Origin of the sequence: Aquabacterium sp., from assembly GCF_041909175.1 — a bacterium.
GTDB lineage: Bacteria > Pseudomonadota > Gammaproteobacteria > Burkholderiales > Burkholderiaceae_C > Aquabacterium.
In genome coordinates this window covers 136313-155134 of the sequence record NZ_JAYRDZ010000008.1, presented here as the reverse complement: position 1 = coordinate 155134, position 18822 = coordinate 136313, and the positions used below count along the sequence as shown (strand labels likewise).

The window sequence follows — 18822 nt, the reverse complement described above, 5'->3', positions numbered from 1 at the left end:
TAAGGCTGGTGAAAACACATTGATATAGCGCGACAAAACTGCATGACATCCAGGTAGCATTGTGTAAACCCTCACTAATGAGGGGCCATGTATGCACCAACCCGAAGGGATAGCCTGATGTCCGCAGTTTTGTCCATTACCGGCCTGACCAAAGCCACCGATACCGGCACGTCGACCACCGACGGCGTTACCAAAAGCACCAAACCAGCCCTGTATGGCACATACGACGGCGGATCAGGTATCACCATCCAGCTGTACTACCTTGATGGAACCGGTACCCCCAAGGTCATCGGTAGCGGCACGGTTTCTGCCACCGGCACCTGGACGATCACCTCGACCACGGCCCTGACTGCAGGCACTTACGACATCTTTGCGCGGACCAGCGATAGCTCGACCATCAGCGCCGAGGCTTACCCGGTCAAGATCGACCTGAGCGCTGCGGCCCCCACCGTCAGCCTGACCACTGACACCTATGGCGTGATCAGCTTTGACGGCAGCGATACCAACGTCGGCACCGGTTCTGACCTGATCACCAAGTCCACCTTGCCCACGGTGAGCGGCACTGGTGAGGTGGGCGCCACGGTCACCCTTTACAAGGGTTCGGTGGTGATGGGCACAGCCACCGTCGGCTCGGACGGCACCTGGACCACCGCCCTGACCACGGCACTGACCAGTGGGGTCAACACCCTGACCGCCAAGCAGGTTGACCTGGCCGGCAACACCAGCGGCGCCGCTACGTTGAAGGTGACGGTGGACACCACGGCTGCTGCACCGACCACCCTGGCGCTGAACAAGACCACCAACTCGGGCCTGACCACTGACCTGATCACCAATTTCAGCAAGGGCGCTGCCATCACCGGCAAGGGTGAAGCGGGTGCCGTGGTTGAAGTGCTGGACGGCGACACCGTGATCGGCATCGCCACGGTGAGCACCAAAGGCACGTGGACCGTCACGCTGCCGGACGATCTGGATGACGGTAGCCATGTGCTGACCGCCCGCCAGACCGACAAGGCAGGCAACACCTCAGGCCTGAGCACCAGCATCACCGTCACGATCGACACCACCGCCGATTCGCCTGATGCACCCATCCTGGCTTCGGCCAGCGACACCGGTCGCTACAACGACGATGGCATCACCAACAACACCAAGCCGACTTTCACAGGCTCGGGCCTCAGTGCCGGTGCCAAGGTCGAGATCTGGCTTGACACCAACAACGACGGCACGCCCGACAAGTCGATCGGCTCCAGCACGGTGGCCAGCGATGGCAGCTGGACCTTCACGCCCAAAGCCGCTATCGGCAGTGGCAGCTACACCGTTTATGCCAAGGTAACTGACGTGGCTGGCAATGTGTCAGGCTGGTCGGAAGGCACCTCGCTGACGGTGAACAAGACGACATTGGCCGCGCTCACTACCGTTGACTTGATCACGGCCGCTGATTCAGCTGGCCCCAACGGCACCGCGGTCGATAACCTCACCGCCGACAACCACCCCACCTTCTCAGGTACGGGTGCAGCGGCCAACGCCGAAATCAAGCTGTTCATTGACACCAATGGGAATGGCAAGCTCGACAGTACAGAAACCACACTGGGCACCACCATCGCTGAAAGCGACGGCACATGGTCATACACCACAGAAACTGAACTGGTCGACGGTAGCTACAAGATCAGCGCCATCCAGACTGATGTGGCAGGCAATGTCAGCACCAAGGGAAGCAAGGCTCTGACCGTCACGATCGACACCACTGTGGCGGCTCCCACGGCACTGGCCTTGACCGCTGCCAGCGACACTGGCAGCAGCACGACGGACGGCATCACCAAGAACAACCTGCCGACCCTGACCGGCAAGGGCGAAGTGGGCGCACAGGTTAAGGTGTATGAGGACGACACCCTGTTGGGCACGGCCACAGTGGGCACCACGGGCACCTGGTCGCTGACGCTGACCAGCGCCCTGAGCGATGGCGAACACCAGATCTACGCCTACCAGGTTGACAAGGCTGGCAACGTGTCGGAAGACAGCTCGACGCTGACCGTCACGGTGGACACGAGCGAAGACAAGCCCGCCACGCCCGACCTGGATGAGAGCAGCGACACGGGCACCAACACCGAAGACAACATCACCGCAGACACGACACCAACCTTCAGCGGCAGTGACGTCTCTGTCGGCGCGAAGGTGGAGCTGTTCAACGACAAGGATGGCGATGGTGTGCTGGACACCGGCGAGTTGCTGGGCTCGGCCACCGCGGACAGCAATGGCGACTGGTCCATCACGACGGGCACGCTGGCTGGCGGCACCTACAGCGTGAAGGCCCGTGTGACCGACACGGCAGGCAATGTCTCTGCTGCTTCAGACGCCCTGAGCGTCACCATCAAGACAGCCAAGCCCGCCACGTTGACGGCCCTGGACCTGGCTACAGCCTCTGACAGTGCTGCCGCCAAGATCGGCACCACATCCGACAACTACACCAATCAGACCAACGTCACCGTCAGCGGTGCCAGCGCTGAAGCCGGCAACACCATCAAGGTGTTTGACGACAAGGACGGCGATGGCGTGCTTGATACGGGCGAGCTGCTCGCCACCACGTCGGTGGCCGCCGCAGGCGCCTGGTCGGTCAGCATTGAAGGGCTGAGTGCCGGCACACACAGCATCAAGGCCATCCAGTTGGACGATTTCGGCCAGACCAGCACGGCCAGCGCAGCACTGAGCGTGACAGTGGACACCACGGCAGACAGCACACCGGCTGCGGCAGACCTGGCCACGGCCAGCGACAGCGCTGGTGCAGGCACCGCAGGCACCACCACCGACAACCTGACCAACGTCACCAAGCCCACCTTCACCGGCACGGCCATCGCAGGCGAGCAGGTCAACATCTACATCGACGGTGCGGACACCCCTGCTGGCCAGGTGGTGGCCAGCTCCACTGGCGCATGGACCTGGACGGCCACCACCGCCCTGACGCCGGGCGAACACACCATCGTAGTCACGCAAACGGACAAGGCGGGCAACGAGTCTGCATCCAGCGCCGAGCTGACCATCACTGTCGACACCGCAGAAGCTGCGCCGTCGAAGCCCGACCTGACCATCGCCAGCGATTCTGGCTCGGTCACCGACGACAACATCACCGCCGTCACCACCCCCACCTTTACCGGAACAGCCGGCAAGGGGGACAAGGTAGAGTTGTTCAAGGACACCAACAACAACGGCACGCTCGATTCCGGTGAACTGCTGGGCTCCGCCACGGCTGATGCCGATGGCAACTGGTCGATCACCTCCAGCGCCTTGACCGGCGGCACCTACAGCATCAAGGCCCGTGCCACCGATGCCGCAGGCAATGTCTCGATCGCATCTGATGCCGTGTCGGTCATCATCAAGACGGCCAAGCCCGCCACGCTCACCGCGCTGGACTTGGCCGCAGCTGACGACACCGCTGGCGCCAAGATTGGTTCGTCAACCGACAACTACACCAGCAAGACCACCGTCACCATCAGCGGTGCCACCGCTGAAGCCGGCAACACCATCAAGGTGTTTGATGACAAGGACAGCGACGGTGTGCTGGATGACGGCGAACTGCTGGGCAGTGTCAGCGGTGCAAGCGCAGGTGCTTGGTCGATCCAGCTGGAAGACCTGGCTGCGGGCACCCACTCGATCAAGGCCATCCAGGTGGACGACTTTGGTCAAACCAGCGTAGCGAGCACCGCCCTGAGTCTGACCATCGACACCACGGCTGACAGCGCACCCGCGGCTGCAGACTTGGCGACGGCCAGCGACAGCGCTGCCGGAACGGGCACCACGGCGGACAACCTGACCAATGTGACCAAGCCCACCTTCACTGGCACCGCTATCGCAGGTGAGCAGGTCAACATCTACATCGACGGTGCGGACACCCCTGCTGGTCAGGTGGTGGCCAGCTCCACCGGCGCCTGGACCTGGACAGCCACGACCGCCTTGACCAGTGGTGAGCACGAGATCACCGTCACGCAAACCGACAAGGCCGGCAACGAGTCGAGTTCGAGCAGCGCGCTGACCATCAAGGTGGACACGACGCCTCCCGCGACCTCCACACCTGATCTGGCTGCCAGCTCCGACGCCGGCACCTCAGACCACGACAACACCACCAATGTGGCCAAGCCCACCTTCACAGGTACCGTCTCCGCTGAGGAAGCTGGTGCGAAGGTGGAAGTGTTCCGCGACGCCGATGGTGACGGCGTGATCGACAGCGGCGAATCGCTGGGCACCACCACGGTGGGCAGCGACGGCAGCTGGAGCCTGACGGCTTCGACCGCATTGACTGCCGGCGCGAACAACATCAAGACCATCGTGACGGACAAGGCCGGCAACGTCTCGTCGGCATCGGCCGCCCTGGCCGTGACGCTGGACACCACACTGCCCACCGTCTCTGGCACCCCAACCGTCAACGGCAACACGCTGACCTTCACCACCAGTGAAGCGCTGGACGCCACCCACCTGCCAGCTGCCAGCACCTTCACGGTCAAGGTCGGCGGCACGGCTGTTGAAGTGAGCGGCGTGGCCGTCAGCGGCAGCACCGTGACGCTGACCCTCGCCTCCGAAGTGGCCATCGGTGCCACTGTGACCCTGGGCTACACCGATGCCACATCGGCGGACGACACCAGTGGCGTGGTGCAAGACACCGCCGGCAATGACCTGGCCACGTTCACCGGCAAGACCGTCACCAACTTGACGCCTTCTGACTCGAAGGCACCAACGCTGAGCTCTGCGTCGGTCAATGGCGACAAGCTGACGCTGACCTACAACGAAGCGCTGGATGCCAGCCACATCCCATCGGTGAGTTATTTCACCGTGCTGGTCAATGGCGATCAACGCACCGTCACCTATGCTGCGGTGAGTGGCAGCTCATTGGTGCTGACGCTGGCCAAGAGCGTGAGTGCCGACGACACCAATATCACCGTCACCTATGCCGACCCGAGCAGCAGTAACGACACCTACGCCGTGCAGGACTCGGCTGGCAACGATGCTGCGGCACTGACGACGCAAGCCGTCACCAACGCCACCTCGTCGTCGGGCACCGACACGGCATCGCCGGAACTGGTCAACAGTTCGCTGGACACGTCGACCAAGACGCTGACCCTGACATTCAACGAAACGGTGTCGCTGGGCGCAGGCAACCCTGCGGTTTACATCCTGCATGATGGCGGCACATCGACCGTTGCATCGTTCTCAAGCGCCTCGGCTAATGGTCACACCGTGACCCTGGGCATCAATGCAACCCTGGCCAGCACCGATTCGGTCATCCTGCTGGTGGGCGGCAACACCGTGAAGGACGCCTCCAACAACTACGTGCCGGAATGCTCGGTGGTGGTGGGCGGCAGCGCGGCCAACAATGTGGATCTGGCCTCTTACACCGGCACGCTGTTCTACCCCGTGATCGTGCGGACCAACGGTGGCAATGACACCATCGTGGGCAGCGGCGCTGAAGAGGACACACTGGTTGGCGGAGGCGGCTCTGACTACATCAACGGCAGCTGGGGCGGCGACGAAATCTACGTCACCGAAAAAGCCGGCAGCAAGGCCTCGGACACCATCAGCTTCCTGGTGAAGGACAGCGAGGACGGCGCCTATTCCTACGCAGCGTCCGATTCTGGCGACTACTGGGTTGGCAGCACCGTCGACAACACCGACGTGGTGTTTGGCTTTGACGTGACGGATGCATCGACTTCGAGCAACACCAACGACAAGCTGGTGATGGTGTCAAACACCATTGCCGCCGACAAGACCGCCACCAGCGGCACAGCGGTCGGTTCGTTTGCCAAGTACGCGATCACTTCCGGCATCGTCACGCTGATGAACAGCAGCGGCACCGCCATCACTGTCAACAGCAACAACTACGAGCAAGCCATCACCTTCCTGGCTGGCGTGCTCAAGGCCGGCGACACGGTTGGCATTGCGGTGGACTCGGGCGACACACCCGATGGCCTGATCGACAGCACGGCGATCTACCAGCATCTGGACACCAGCGGCGGCACCGATGGCGACATCCTGACCCTGCTCAAGGGCGTGACCGGTGTGACGCTGGGCACCTCTGCGGGCCAGAACGTGGTCCAGATCGTCGACGATGCACCGCCTGAAATCAATGACGCCACGCTGGGGACCAACACCCTCACGCTCAAGCTCAATGAAGTGGTGACAGGCAGCAGCGGCTTCAGCGCCTATGTCAACAACGCCGGCACGGGTACCAACGTGCTGAACAATGTCTCAGGTGCCACCACAAACACACTGACGCTGAACCTGAGCAAGACCCTGACCTCGACCGACTGGCTGCTGGTCAAGTACGACACCAGCGCCGGCACGGTGGCTGATGCCACGGGTAACAAGATGGGCGCGATCATGTCTGACGCCGGCATCGCGATCGGCGGCTCGGGCAACACGACCATCGACCTGAGTACCACCAGTGCCAATTTCGCCATTGCCGACATTGGTGGCGGCAATGACACGCTGACCGGTGGATCGGGTGACAACAGCATCGAAGGTGGCAAGGGCAACGACTCGATCATTGGCGGCGCGGGTGCCGACACCATCACCGGCGGGGCCGGTGTGGACACCATGACTGGTGGTACCGGTGCCGACACGTTCATCTTCGAGCAAGGTGACTCGACCACCGGCACGTTCACGGACAAGGACAGCAGCAGCACCGTCAGCAATGGCGACACCTACAACTTCAGCACCAACGGTGTCGACGTGATCACCGACTTGAAGGACGCGGGTGACACGCTCAAGCTGAACAGCGATGGCGCCACGGGCTTCTCCGAATATCTGGCCGGTGGCAAAACGCTGACCGACCAAACCTACCGTCTGGTGGCCGGCAACTACAACACTTCGACCAAGGTGTTCACGGTCAACTCCAGTGGGTCTGACACCCTCGTGGTCTATGACGGCGACAGCTCGACCAGCGTGTCGGAAACCGCTGTGGTGCTCAAGGGCACCTCTCTCAGCACGCTGGACTACTCGCAATACTCGAACGAAATCTCCGTTCAAGTGGCACCGTCGATCAGCTCGGCCTCGTTCTCTACAGACACCAGCGGTGCCACTACGCTGTCGGTTGTGTTCTCCGATGTCATCACCAGCAACACGCTGACCACGGCCATTCTGGCCGGATACGATGCCAGCACCAGCAAGTGGGTGTCGCTGACTGTGACGGGTTACAGCTGGTCGAGCGACGGCACGACGCTGAACATCACGACATCCAGTGCTTTCGATACAACGAAGGGACTGGTTGTTGAAACAGGTGGCGCCGTGGTGAGCACGGGTGGCTCACTTGACCTGACCGGGTCCTTGGTGGTGGGCAGTGGCACTGCCGACACGATCAATGCATCCAGCATCAACTCGAATCTTGATTCGTCGTTCGGCAATGGTCTGTGGTACCCCGTCAAGGTGATGGCCAACGGCGGCGCCGACTCGATCGTCGGCTCTGACTCTGCGGACACACTGGTGGGCGGCGGCGGCCAGGACACCATCAATGGTGGCTGGGGCGCCGACAAGATCCAGCTGAAGGAAAGCACTGCAGCATCGGATACCGTTCAACTGCTGGTACCAGAAGACAACTCTTTCTGGACCGGCAGCAGCATCGAGCAAACGGATGTCATCTACAACTTCGATGTGAGCGGCACCAGCACGAACGACAAGCTGGAACTGGCGTCGTCGACCGTTGCTGCGACAACCACGAGCGGCAATGGCACCGATGTGGGCGTGTTCGCCACCCACACCATTGCCAGCGGCGGTGTAGTCACGCTGAAGAACAGCTCTGGCTCAGAGGTGTATGTGACGGCCGCCAACAAGGCCGATGCACTGACCTACCTGGCTGGCGTGTTGACGGCTGGGGACACCGCCGCGCTGCACTATGACTTCGATGGTGACGGTACGGCTGACAGCACCCTGGTGTATCAGCATCTGGATGCATCGGGCGGAACCGATGGTGATGTGGTCACTGTGCTCTACGGTGTGACCGGCGCGACGCTGGGCACGTCCGCAGCAGCCAACATGATCCAGATCACCGATACCTGGGCGCCGGATGTGCGTGATGCTTCACTGGCATCCACCAGCCTCACGCTGAAGATGTCCGAGAAGCTGGCCAGCACCACCGACATCACGGGCTTCTCTGCCTATCTGAACGGTGACGGCACGAACATCGTCAGCAGCGTGTCCACTACCGCCAACCAGCTGCAGATCAACTTCAGCTCGTCGTTGACGGCAGGTGACTGGGTGATGTTCAACCACACCGGCTCACTGGTTACCGACCTGAACAGCCACATCTGGAATTTTGCGTCTGCCGGCGCGGCGATTGCCTATTCGGGCGACACGACGATCGACCTGAGCGGCACATCGGCCAATTACGAGCTGATTGACCTGAGTGGTGGCAATGGCACCTTGACCGGTGGCAGCGGCGACAACTACATGGAAGGCAACGACGGCGACGATGTGCTGTCGGGCAACGATGGCTCGGACAACATGGAGGGCGGTGATGGCGACGACGCTCTCGATGGCGGCGACGGTGACGACCACCTGCTGGGCGGCGCAGATGCCGACGACCTGACAGGTGGCGCAGGTGCCGACACCTTCGTGTTCAACCAGGGCGACTCGACCGCTGTGGCCTTCGCTGACAACGGCACGGTCGGCGTCAACACAGGGGACACCTTCACCTTCACTGGTGGCAGTGCCGACGTCATCACCGACTTCTCCGATGTTGGCGACACCATCCAGTTGAACAGCAGCAACGGCATGCAGTCGCAGACCGGGTCCTTCACGGGCATCGTGGGCGACCAGAAGTACGCGGTGGTGGTGGGCTCCTACAACGCCACTTCGCACGTCTTCACGGTGGACACCGCGACCGGCACTGACTCGTTGCTGGTGTACGACGGCAGCGAGGCCACGGGTACGGTCACTCAGACCGCCGTCGTGCTGGTGGGTGTCACGCAAGTCAACGACCACAGCTACGGCAACCTGGAAGTGCTGACTTCCTGATGACGGGCCTTCGGGCCCTACTCTCAGGCCAAGCCGCTCCAGGCAAAAGGCCGCACCGACGAAGGTCGTGTGCGGCTTTTTTTATTCGAACCAGCTGTTGGCCGCCGACACCGCTTCCATCGGGGCACGCCCTGCCAGCGTGTGCAAGGCCACCCAGGCGCGAATGTATTGGTAACGTGCCTGAGCCAGGTCACGCAAGACCATCTGCAGTTTGTGTTCGGCATTGAGCACATCGAGCACCGTGCGCACGCCAGCCTGTTGCGACTTGCGGCTGGAGATGACCAACTGACGAGCGGACAACTCGGCCTGCTGCAGGGCCTGCCACTTCGCCAGCCCTTGACGCAGGCCGAAGTATTCACGGCTGACCTGCAAGGCGAGTTCACGGCGGGCAGATTCAAGCAGCTCCTGGGCCTTGGCCTGCTCGGCAATGGCCTGCCGCACAGCCGAGCTGACGCCCCCGCCGCTGTAAAGCGGCACATTGAGTTGCACACCGAGGATACGGTCAACGTAGGACGAGTCTGGCGAGGTGACGGTTTCACTGCCGCTGCGGGTGATCATGGCCACCGCATCGAGCGTCGGGTAATGGCCGGCTTGGGCCTTGTCGATTTCAAGCTGTGCTGCGTTCACCTCGGCCTGCCGGGCCAGCAGGTCGGGGCTGTTGGCTTGCGCCTCGCTGATCCAGTGGTCCAGATCATCGGGGTCGGGGGCATGGGGCACCAGTCGGTCTGCCGCAAGCCGCGCCAATACCGCGGCTTTCTGCTGAGTCAGCGATTGCAGGGTGCGGCTGGAGAGTTCGAAGTTCTGGCGGGCATCGAGTTCCTGTGCGCGGTTGAGGTCGAGTTGTGCCTGAGCCTCGTCGACATCAGTGCGTGTGCCCGAGCCCGCGTGGACCGATTTACGGGCGGCATCCAGAGAGGCCACGATCAGCTCACGCTCTTTCAGGATCAGGTCGAGCTGGTCCTGGGCCAACAAGGCTTCCAGGTACGCGGAGGTGACCTTGACGGCCAGATTCTGAGCCTCCTTGCTCACCAGTGCATCAGCCTGCTTGCCGGCTTCAATGGCCTCGTTGCGGTTGATCAGCAGCTGTTTGCGGTACAGCGGCTGGCGCAACTGCAAGGTCTGGTTATAGCTGTAATAACGTTCGCTGGATCGCACCTCCTTGCCCGTCGAGCTTTGCTGCGTCCGGTCGATGTCGTTCTGGTTGCGACTGACACCGAGCGAGATATTGGGCAGCATCTGCGCATTGGCCTGCGGCAAACGCTCGTGCGCCGATTGCTGCGATGCCCGCGCTGCGCGCATGCCGGTGTCCTGCTCCAGCGCGGCTTCAAAGGACTGCAGCAAATCGGCCGCCAGCGCAGCCTGTGCAAGCGTGAGCCCAAGCGTGAGCCCCAGTACCGTCGCGACGAAGGGGGTGACTGTTCGTAGCCGAGGCACGCTCACTCCTCCTTCATGACCGAGGCCAGACGCTTGTGCAGCGGGCCCAGGAGATAGCTCAGCATCGAGCGTTCACCGGTCTTGATGACCACCTCGACCGGCATGCCTGGCTGCATGCGATGGACGCCCAATGCCTTCATGCCCTCAGGCGTGACCCGCACACGGGCCAGGTAGTACATGACCTTGTTGCCACCCACCTGGTCTTCCAGCAGGTCGCTTGAAATGGACTGCACGATGCCTGGCACGACCAGTTGCGGTGCATGCGCAAACGTGGCGAAACGCACATCGGTTTCCAGCCCGGCATGCACCTTGTCGATCAGGTGAGGGTCGATGCGGACTTCCAGCATCAGCGGCTCGCCAACCGGCACGATGTCCATGATCTTCTGGCCCGGCTGGATGACCCCACCAACCGACTGCATGGCCAGCCCGACCACCTGCCCTGCAGCCGGTGACCGGATCTCGGTGCGATTCAGGTCGGCCTGCACCGCCACCAGCTTCTCAGCGTGGATCTGCATTTCGCGGTTGACTTCAACCAGCTGGGTTTCGACATCCTTGCGGAACTCCTGCTCCTTGCTGATGCGGTGCTGACGCAGCTCGCTGATGCTGCTGGCGGTACGGGCAATGTTGCCCGTCAACTCGGTCAGCGCCGCCTGGGTATCGGCCTCGTTGCGTTCCAGCTCACGCTGCTTGTTGAGCGGGGCATAGCCTTCTGCCACCAAGGGGCGCAACTGCTGCAGCTCTTCACGAATCAAGGCCTGCTGCTTCTGCCGGCTTGCCTGCATGTCGACATAGGTGCGGCGAGCCAGCTCCTGGCCACGGATGCTTTCTTCGATGGCATCGACATCGGCCTTGAGCGATGCGCGGCGGGCTGCGAAGAGTTGCTGCTGTGTCTGCATGAGGGCCTGGACCGCCGTGTCACCGGAAGCCGCACGCAGATCGTCTGCGAAGCTGATGGTCAGGGCACCTGTCTGTTCGGCATGCAGGCGTGCAGCCTGCGCGCGCAGGTCAAAGTAGCGCATGCGGATCGAGGCCAGATTGGCTTTGGCCACGGCCTCGTCGAGCTCGATCAGGGGTTGACCATCCTTGACCACATCGCCTTCGTGCACCAGCACTTGCTTGATGATGCCGCCAGCCGGATGCTGCACTGGCTTGCGTTTGGTGTCGACCACCACCATGCCCTGGCTAGGCACCCCCTCGTCCAGCGGTGCCAGCGTGGCCCACAAGGCGAAGCCACCAAAGCCGATGGCCAACGCGAGCAGGCCCACGCGCATGGCATGTCGGGTGTCCGTCGGCGGAGCCGTATCTGGTGCAATGTGCGGTGCCGTCATGAAACTACTTTCTGGTTATCGGTCCCTGGATGAGCGGGTGCTGTGGTCGGGCGGGCGGGGCGCAGTTGCTGCAGGACGTCTGCGGCAGGACCATCCAGCCGGATGCGCCCTGCAGTCATCACGACGATGCGGTCAGCCAGCGCCAAGGCGCCTGGTCGGTGGGTGATGAGCACCACGGCACTGCCCTGCTCCCGCATGGCACGCACGGCCTGCGCGAGCGCGCTTTCACCTGCTTCATCGAGGTTGGCGTTGGGCTCGTCCAGCACCAGCACCCGCGGGGTGCCATACATGGCACGGGCCAATGCAATGCGCTGCATCTGCCCGCCGGAAAGGGCACCGCTCATCTCGTCGAACGGTGTGTCGTAGCCCTTGGGGAAGCGCAGGATCATGTCGTGCAAGCCCGCCGCCTGGGCTGCTGCCACGACACGTGCGGAATCAACCTCGCCGAAGCGCGCGATGTTCTCGGCAATGGTGCCGGGCATCAGCTCGACGTCTTGCGGCAAATAGCCGACCACCGCACCCAGTTGGTCTCTGGGGTAGGAAGCCAGTGGCCTGCCATCAAGCAAGACCTCACCGCGGGTGTCAGGCCAGATGCCGAGCAGGGTGCGCGCCAGCGTCGATTTACCTGAACCAGACGGCCCGACCACAACGGTCACGGTGGTGGGGTGGATGTCCAGGTCGATGTGCTCAATGAGGGGAGCCTCACGACCAACCGCATGCGCTGCCACATCAATCAGCTTCAGGTGGCCTTGTGGTGCAGTGGGCATGGCCGCCGCCTCAAGCGCAGATGAAGGGGTCAGCAGGGCATTCAACCGATCGTAAGCTGCACGGGCGCTGAGCGCGGCACGCCAGAGCCCCATCATCTGATCAAAGGGCGACAAGGCCCTCGACATCAGCACGTTGGCAGCGATCATGGAGCCCGGGGACAGTTGGCCATCGATGACCAGCAAGGCGCCCACGCACAGCGACATCGATTGCTGCACATACCGCACGAACTTGCTGATGCCGGTGACCCGGTGGGTGATGGCCGCCGCATCGGCCTGCAAGGCCAGGTAGCGGTGATGGCGCTCCTGCCAGCGCGCATACAGCGCCGGCAGCATGCCCATGGACTCGACGGCGTCGGCTGCACGCAGCTTGTGCTGCAGAAAGCCCTGCGCTTCGGTCTGGGCCTCGGCAACCCGCCTGGCGGGCAGTTCCTGTTGACGGCGCCCCCAGATGGCAAGGGCCATCTGAATGACCGCAAACAGAATGGACAGCGCCCCCAGCATCGGGTGCAACATGAACGACACGGCCACGTAGACCGGCGTCCAGGGCGCATCGAAGAAGGCGTTGATGCCCTGCCCCGTGAGGAATTGCCGCAGCTCGGTGAGGTCCTGCAGGGCGCGTTGTCGCTTGCCGCCTTCAGGGCTCAATGCCGTGTCGAATACCTTGCGGAAGACCGCACCGGACAGCTGATGATCAAGCCGCACGCCCACACGCACCAGCAGACGTGAACGAGACCATTCGGCCAGCGCCATCACGGCAAACAGAAACAAGGTGACCAAGGAGATGGCCATCAGGGTGCCCACGTTATGGCTGACCATGACACGGTCGTAGACCTGCAGCATGTACACGGTGGGTACCAGCATCAGCAGGTTGATGACCATGCTGAACACGCCGACTGCGATGAACTCGGCGCGGAAGGTGCGCAGCACCTGGGCCAGGGGGCTGACCATGCGGCTTGTGAAAGTGTGGCTCATGCGCGGACTCCTGCGGGGCGCGCTGTGGTCGGTGCCTGGGCTGGCCGTGTCACAGCCGCCATCACCTCGTCTCGCGGCCCGAAGGCTTGCTGGACGCCATCGCGCAGCATCAGGAGCTTGTCGGTCACCCCGAGGATGCTGGTGCGGTGAGTCATCACCACAAACGTGGTGCCAGACGCCTTGCGCAAGCGAATGGCTTCGGCCAGCGCGAAGTCTCCCGCCTCGTCGAGACTGGCATTGGGCTCGTCCAGCACCACCAGCACCGGTTGCCCATAAAGAGCGCGAGCCAGGGCAACCCGCTGACGAAGCCCACCCGACAGGAGTTCACCGTCGCGCCCGACCGGGGTGTCGTAGCGCTGCGGGAGGCTGTCGATGTAATCGGCCAGCCCGACAGCGGTGGCCGCTTCACGCACCTTGTCGATATCGACCTCGCCAAAACGCGCGATGTTCTCGGCCAGAGTGCCATCGAGCAGCAGGACGTTTTGCGGCAGGAAGCCCAGCCAAGGCCCCAACTCTGCCTTGTTCCAGGTGTGCACATCGACACCATCCAGCCGGACCTTTCCGGTGGCGACAGGCCACACGCCCACCAATTGGCGCGCCAGCGTGGTCTTGCCTGAGGCTGATGGACCGATGACAGCCAGGACCTCACCGGGCTGCAAGGCAAAGCTCACGCCCTTGAGGATGGCATGCTGGCTGCGTGGTGCCACGGCAGACAGCTGGTCGACCGTCAACCGGCCGCTGGGCGCCGGCAGCGGCATTGCGGGCGGCTGGGCGGGCATGGCGCCCAGCAACTTGTCGAGACGCCCCCAGGCATCACGGGTCGCCACCACGGTTTTCCACTGGGTCAGCAGCAGCACGAGGGGCGCCACCACCTTGCCACCCAGAACAGAGCCAACGATGATCGACCCCGCGCCGCCAGCCAATTGGCCTTGCATGGTCAACCAAGCCCCCATGCCCAGCAGGGCGGAGCTCATGACCGTCTGGATGAAGCGGGACAGGGACTGGTAGACACCAGCCCTGTCGGACGCCTGGGCTTGCAGACGCAGCACCTGGTTTTGCTGCAGCTGCCAGCGTTGGAAGACAGCGGGCAACATGCCCATGGATTCGATCACCTGTGCCTGCCTCAGCGTTGTCTCGACGCTTTGCTGCGCCTGCGTGGCGGCTCTGTTGGCGTCAATCAGCGGCTTGGCGGTGCTGCGCTCGTTCAACCAGGTGACCACCGTCATGCAGGCAGCCAGCGCCAGCGCCAGCGCCCCCGTGACCCAGCTGAGCAGAAAGAGCAGCAGCAGATAGAACAAGGCCAGGGGGGCCTCCATGAGCGCCGCGACGATGGGGGTGGTGAGGAAGTCGCGCACCGTGCGCAGGTCGTTCATGGCCTGCGCTCCGCCAGCCGACACGCGCCGCCACTGGGCCTCATGGATGACCGAAAACACGCGCCGATTGAGGCTGGCGTCGAACTGCCGCGAGGCGGCGCCGAGCAGATGGCCACGCACTGTCTCGAGCACCTCCATGAGCATCAATGCGCCGATCAGGAAGATCGTCAGCATCAACAGGGTCAGGTGATCGCGGCTGTTGACGACGCGGTCGTACACCTGAAACATGTAGATGGTCGGGACCAGTGCCAGCAGACAACTGACGATGCTGAAACCGGTTGCCTTGCGCAGCACCGGATACAGCTGACCGAGCGCGACCGACAGTTCCGATCCGGATTGTTCTTGTGGCTTCATACCGCGACAGGTTGGGCAGGGCAGCCTCCCTGCCCCCAGCCTGGCTATTGTCGCGGAAGAAATGGCCTATTCAGCTATGGATATGCGGGGCCATGCTCTGAGCCAAACATGTCCTTTTGCAACGCTTCCCACTCTTCCGGGCTCATCTCTACCTCGGACACCTCCGGGCGACGCTGGTCTGCCTGACGGCGGCGGTCGACCCTGCCGGGTGGGCCCACATCATTCTGGCGCCGGTCCTGGCCGGACCGGCGTTCAGTGAGGGGGTGTCGAGAAAAGGGTTGCGGCTGCTCATGGCCAAAATATTCGCGCCGAGCAGGGTTGACCAGCATCCCTCATATGAATGAAACCGGCGAGGCGGCCGCGACATATGTCACGCGAAACCGCCCTTTGTCGCCGCCGTATCCGCGGCTCAGCGTTCTTCGAGATGCATGTGGTCACGCCGCGCCAACTGCGGGAACAGCCAGTGCCAAGACACCGCCACCAGGATGGCCCCCACACCGCCGACCACCACCGATGTCACCGGCCCCCACATGGCTGCCGTGGCACCGGACTCGAATTCACCCAGCTGGTTGGACGCGCCGATGAAGATGGAGTTGACGGCGGCCACACGGCCACGCATTTCGTCGGGTGTTTCCAACTGCACGAGGGTCTGGCGGGTGACCACACTGATGTTGTCACAAGCACCGGTGCAGGCCAGGGCCAGCATGGACAGCCAGAAGCTGCTCGACAGCCCGAACAGGATGGTGGCCAGACCGAATATGGCGACGGACATCAGCAAGCGCCGCCCAACCTGGCGTTCCAGTGGCCAGCGCGTGATGACCAATGACATGGTCAGCGCACCGATGGCCGGTGCTGCACGCAGCAGCCCGAGCCCCCAGGCCCCGGTGTGCAGGATGTCGCGCGCAAACATGGGCAGCAGCGCAGAAGCGCCCCCTAACAGCACGGCAAACAGATCGAGCGAGATGGCGCCCAGCACAACCTGCCGCTGCATCACGAAATGCAGCCCCTTGAGCAATTCAGCCATGCTGACTTTGCCAGCCACCGGCTTGAAGTCGTAATGCACCCCCATGGCCAGCACGGTGGTGGACACCAGCAAAGCCAGGCACAGGCCATAGACCACGGCGGCACCAAACGCGTACAACAGACCACCCAGTGCCGGGCCGACGATGATGGCGAACTCCATGCCGGTGGAGCTCAAGGCCACCGCACGCGGCAGCATGGTGCGAGGCACCAGCAAGGGTGTGATCGATTGTTGGGCTGGCATCTGGTATGCGCGCGCCACGCCCAGCAGGATGGACAGGATCAGGATGCCTTCCCGGCTGACGTGGTCCGTGACCGTACCGACCACGAGCGACAGGGCCACCAGACCCTGGATGCTGGCGGTGGCAGCCATGATGCGCGCACGGTGACGACGGTCAGCGGTGTGGCCTGCCGGCAGCACGAGCAACAGGGCGGGCACAAACTGGAAGAGGCCGACCAGGCCAAGGTCCCAGGCGCTGCGGGTCAGGTCGTACATGTGCCAACCCACGGCCACCATCAACATCTGGTTGGCCATCATGCCCGTGAGGCGGGCGAACCAGAAACGCATGAAGGCGCGTTGCGCCCACAGTTCGCGGTAGTGAGCACCAAACACGCGAATTCCCTTCAAGGCAAAAGGGTGAACTGTATACACCTGCCCGGCGGCTTGAGCAGAGCCGCCACTTAACCCGCGGAGCGACATCGGTCATTGTTTACATCATGGTTGATGACAAAGATACCAACCGGTAGGTATGATCATCGCCATGAGCACCGCTTATCACCGCAAGAAGCAACCTGAGCAGGTTCGCCAGGCCATCCTGGACACCGCCTGCCACCTGGCCGCCCATGAGGGACTGGGCAAGATGTCCATCCAGGCCCTGGCCGATGCCGTGGGCGTGACCAAGGGCGGGGTGTTTCACCACTTCCCGAACAAGAAAGCCCTGGTACACGCGGTGTTCCAGCACCTCGTGGGCGAACTGGACCGCGACATCAATGACCGCCTCGCCGAAGAAGATGGCTCCTACGGCAGCTTCACCCGCGCCTACGTGCGCGTGACGTTCGAAGATGAAGTCTTCCACGGCCACGAGGCCTGGAGGGCCTTGTGCATGTCGATGGCCAACGACCCGGACGGCCAGGCTCTCTGGGCCGACTGGATGGCACACCGCCTGGCCATGCACGCCGAAACTGACAACGACCCTCATCTGGAGATCGTGCGCTTTGCCGCAGACGGCGTCTGGCTGGCCATGCTATCAACGGCAGAGCGCAGCGTGCTCAAAGACCGTGAGGCCGTCAAGGCCCGCCTGCTGGCCATGACCCGGCCACAAACATGACCTTTTTCAACCCAACCGCATTCATTTCATCCGAGGTTTTCATGCCGACCAACACCACCCGATTTGCACGCAGCCTGCTCTCGGCCAGTGCGCTTGCTTCTGCACTCATGCTGGCAGCCTGCGGCCAGGGTTCGGGCGATGCCCAGCACGGCGGCGGCCCCGGTGGCGCGCCAGAAGTGAGTGTCATCACCCTCGCGCCCCAAACCGTCACGCTGACCTCGGAACTGTCGGGACGCACCACGGCATTCCTGCTGGCCGATGTGCGCCCCCAGGTCTCCGGTATCGTCAAGGCACGGCTGTTCACCGAGGGCGGTGATGTGAAGGCCGGCCAGACGCTGTACCAGATCGACCCGGCGCCGTACGAGGCCGCCCTGGCCAGCGCGCGTGCCACCTTGGCCAAGGCCGAAGCCAATGTGCAGACCCTCAAGCTCAAGGCAGGTCGCTACGACGAGCTGGCCGGCATTGATGCCGTGAGCAAACAGGACCGCGACGACACCCAGGCCAGCCTGAAGCAGGCGATAGCCGATGTGGAAGCCGGCAAGGCGGCCGTGCGCACGGCGCAGATCAACCTCGACTACACCCGCGTCAGCGCCCCCATCAGTGGGCGGATTGGCCGCTCTGCCGTGACGCCCGGCGCCTTGCTGACCGCCAACCAGGAAACCAGCCTGGCTACCGTGCAGCAACTGGACCCGATCTACGTCGATGTGACCCAGACCAGCGCCGAGCTGCTGCAGTTGCGTGACGAGCTGGCCGCTGGCACGCTGCAAGGCGTGAAGAACGGGCAGGCCAAGGTGAAGTTGCTGCTGGAAAACGGCAGCACCTACCCACTGGAAGGCATGCTGCAGTTCTCTGAAGTGTCGGTGGACCAGGGCACGGGCAGCGTGACCTTGCGCGCCGTGTTCCCGAACCCGCAGCGTCGCCTGCTGCCCGGCATGTATGTGCGCGCGGTGGTCGATCGCGGCACCAGCAGCAAGGCCATACTGGCACCGCAGGCTGCCGTGTCGCGTGATGCCAAGGGCCACGCGACCGCCATGGTGGTCGACAACAGCGGCAAGGTCCAGGCACGTGCCCTGACCACCTCACGCATGGTGGGTGACAGCTGGCTGGTGACCTCGGGGCTGGCCGCTGGCGACAAGCTGGTCGTTGACGGCCTGCAGTCCATCCAGCCCGGGGCCACCGTGAAGCCCGTGCCCGCCAAGACCGCGGCGCCTGCAGCATCTGCTGCATCGGCACAGAACTGAGCCTGCGCAGGAGC

The 18822-nt window shown here is 63.2% G+C and carries 8 protein-coding genes; 3 read left to right on the top strand and 5 right to left on the bottom strand.

The features are described 5' to 3' along the window. Positions 1–117 precede the first annotated feature (117 nt). Positions 118–8991: an Ig-like domain-containing protein gene (locus tag ACE3PH_RS12955; RefSeq protein ID WP_374319622.1), complete on the top strand. Its 8874-nt coding sequence runs from the start codon at positions 118–120 to the stop codon at positions 8989–8991. An 81-nt stretch (positions 8992–9072) separates the two neighbouring features. On the opposite strand, the gene ACE3PH_RS12950 is transcribed toward ACE3PH_RS12955, so the two are convergent. From ACE3PH_RS12950 to ACE3PH_RS12930, 5 genes are all read right to left on the bottom strand, one after another. Further along, complete coding sequence (locus tag ACE3PH_RS12950) at positions 9073–10425, bottom strand: TolC family outer membrane protein (protein WP_374319620.1); 1353 nt, start codon at positions 10423–10425, stop codon at positions 9073–9075. A gap of 2 nt (positions 10426–10427) precedes the next feature. Continuing rightward, the gene (locus ACE3PH_RS12945) at positions 10428–11753 is read right to left on the bottom strand and encodes an HlyD family type I secretion periplasmic adaptor subunit (RefSeq protein WP_374319618.1); all 1326 of its coding nucleotides are present in this window, start codon (positions 11751–11753) and stop codon (positions 10428–10430) included. Further along, positions 11750–13492: a type I secretion system permease/ATPase gene (locus tag ACE3PH_RS12940; protein WP_374319617.1), complete on the bottom strand. Its 1743-nt coding sequence runs from the start codon at positions 13490–13492 to the stop codon at positions 11750–11752. The genes ACE3PH_RS12945 and ACE3PH_RS12940 overlap by 4 nt, the downstream gene beginning before the upstream one ends. Further along, positions 13489–15219: a type I secretion system permease/ATPase gene (locus ACE3PH_RS12935; protein ID WP_374319615.1), complete on the bottom strand. Its 1731-nt coding sequence runs from the start codon at positions 15217–15219 to the stop codon at positions 13489–13491. The genes ACE3PH_RS12940 and ACE3PH_RS12935 overlap by 4 nt, the downstream gene beginning before the upstream one ends. Positions 15220–15628: 409 nt before the next feature. Continuing rightward, complete coding sequence (locus tag ACE3PH_RS12930; protein ID WP_374319684.1) at positions 15629–16807, bottom strand: MFS transporter; 1179 nt, start codon at positions 16805–16807, stop codon at positions 15629–15631. 193 nt (positions 16808–17000) lie between these two features. On the opposite strand from ACE3PH_RS12930, the gene ACE3PH_RS12925 reads away from it, so the two are divergent. Next, a complete protein-coding gene (locus ACE3PH_RS12925; RefSeq protein ID WP_374319613.1) occupies positions 17001–17567 on the top strand; it encodes a TetR/AcrR family transcriptional regulator in 567 nt (188 codons plus the stop codon). A gap of 41 nt (positions 17568–17608) precedes the next feature. Continuing rightward, complete coding sequence (locus ACE3PH_RS12920) at positions 17609–18808, top strand: efflux RND transporter periplasmic adaptor subunit (protein ID WP_374319611.1); 1200 nt, start codon at positions 17609–17611, stop codon at positions 18806–18808. Positions 18809–18822: the final 14 nt, after the last annotated feature.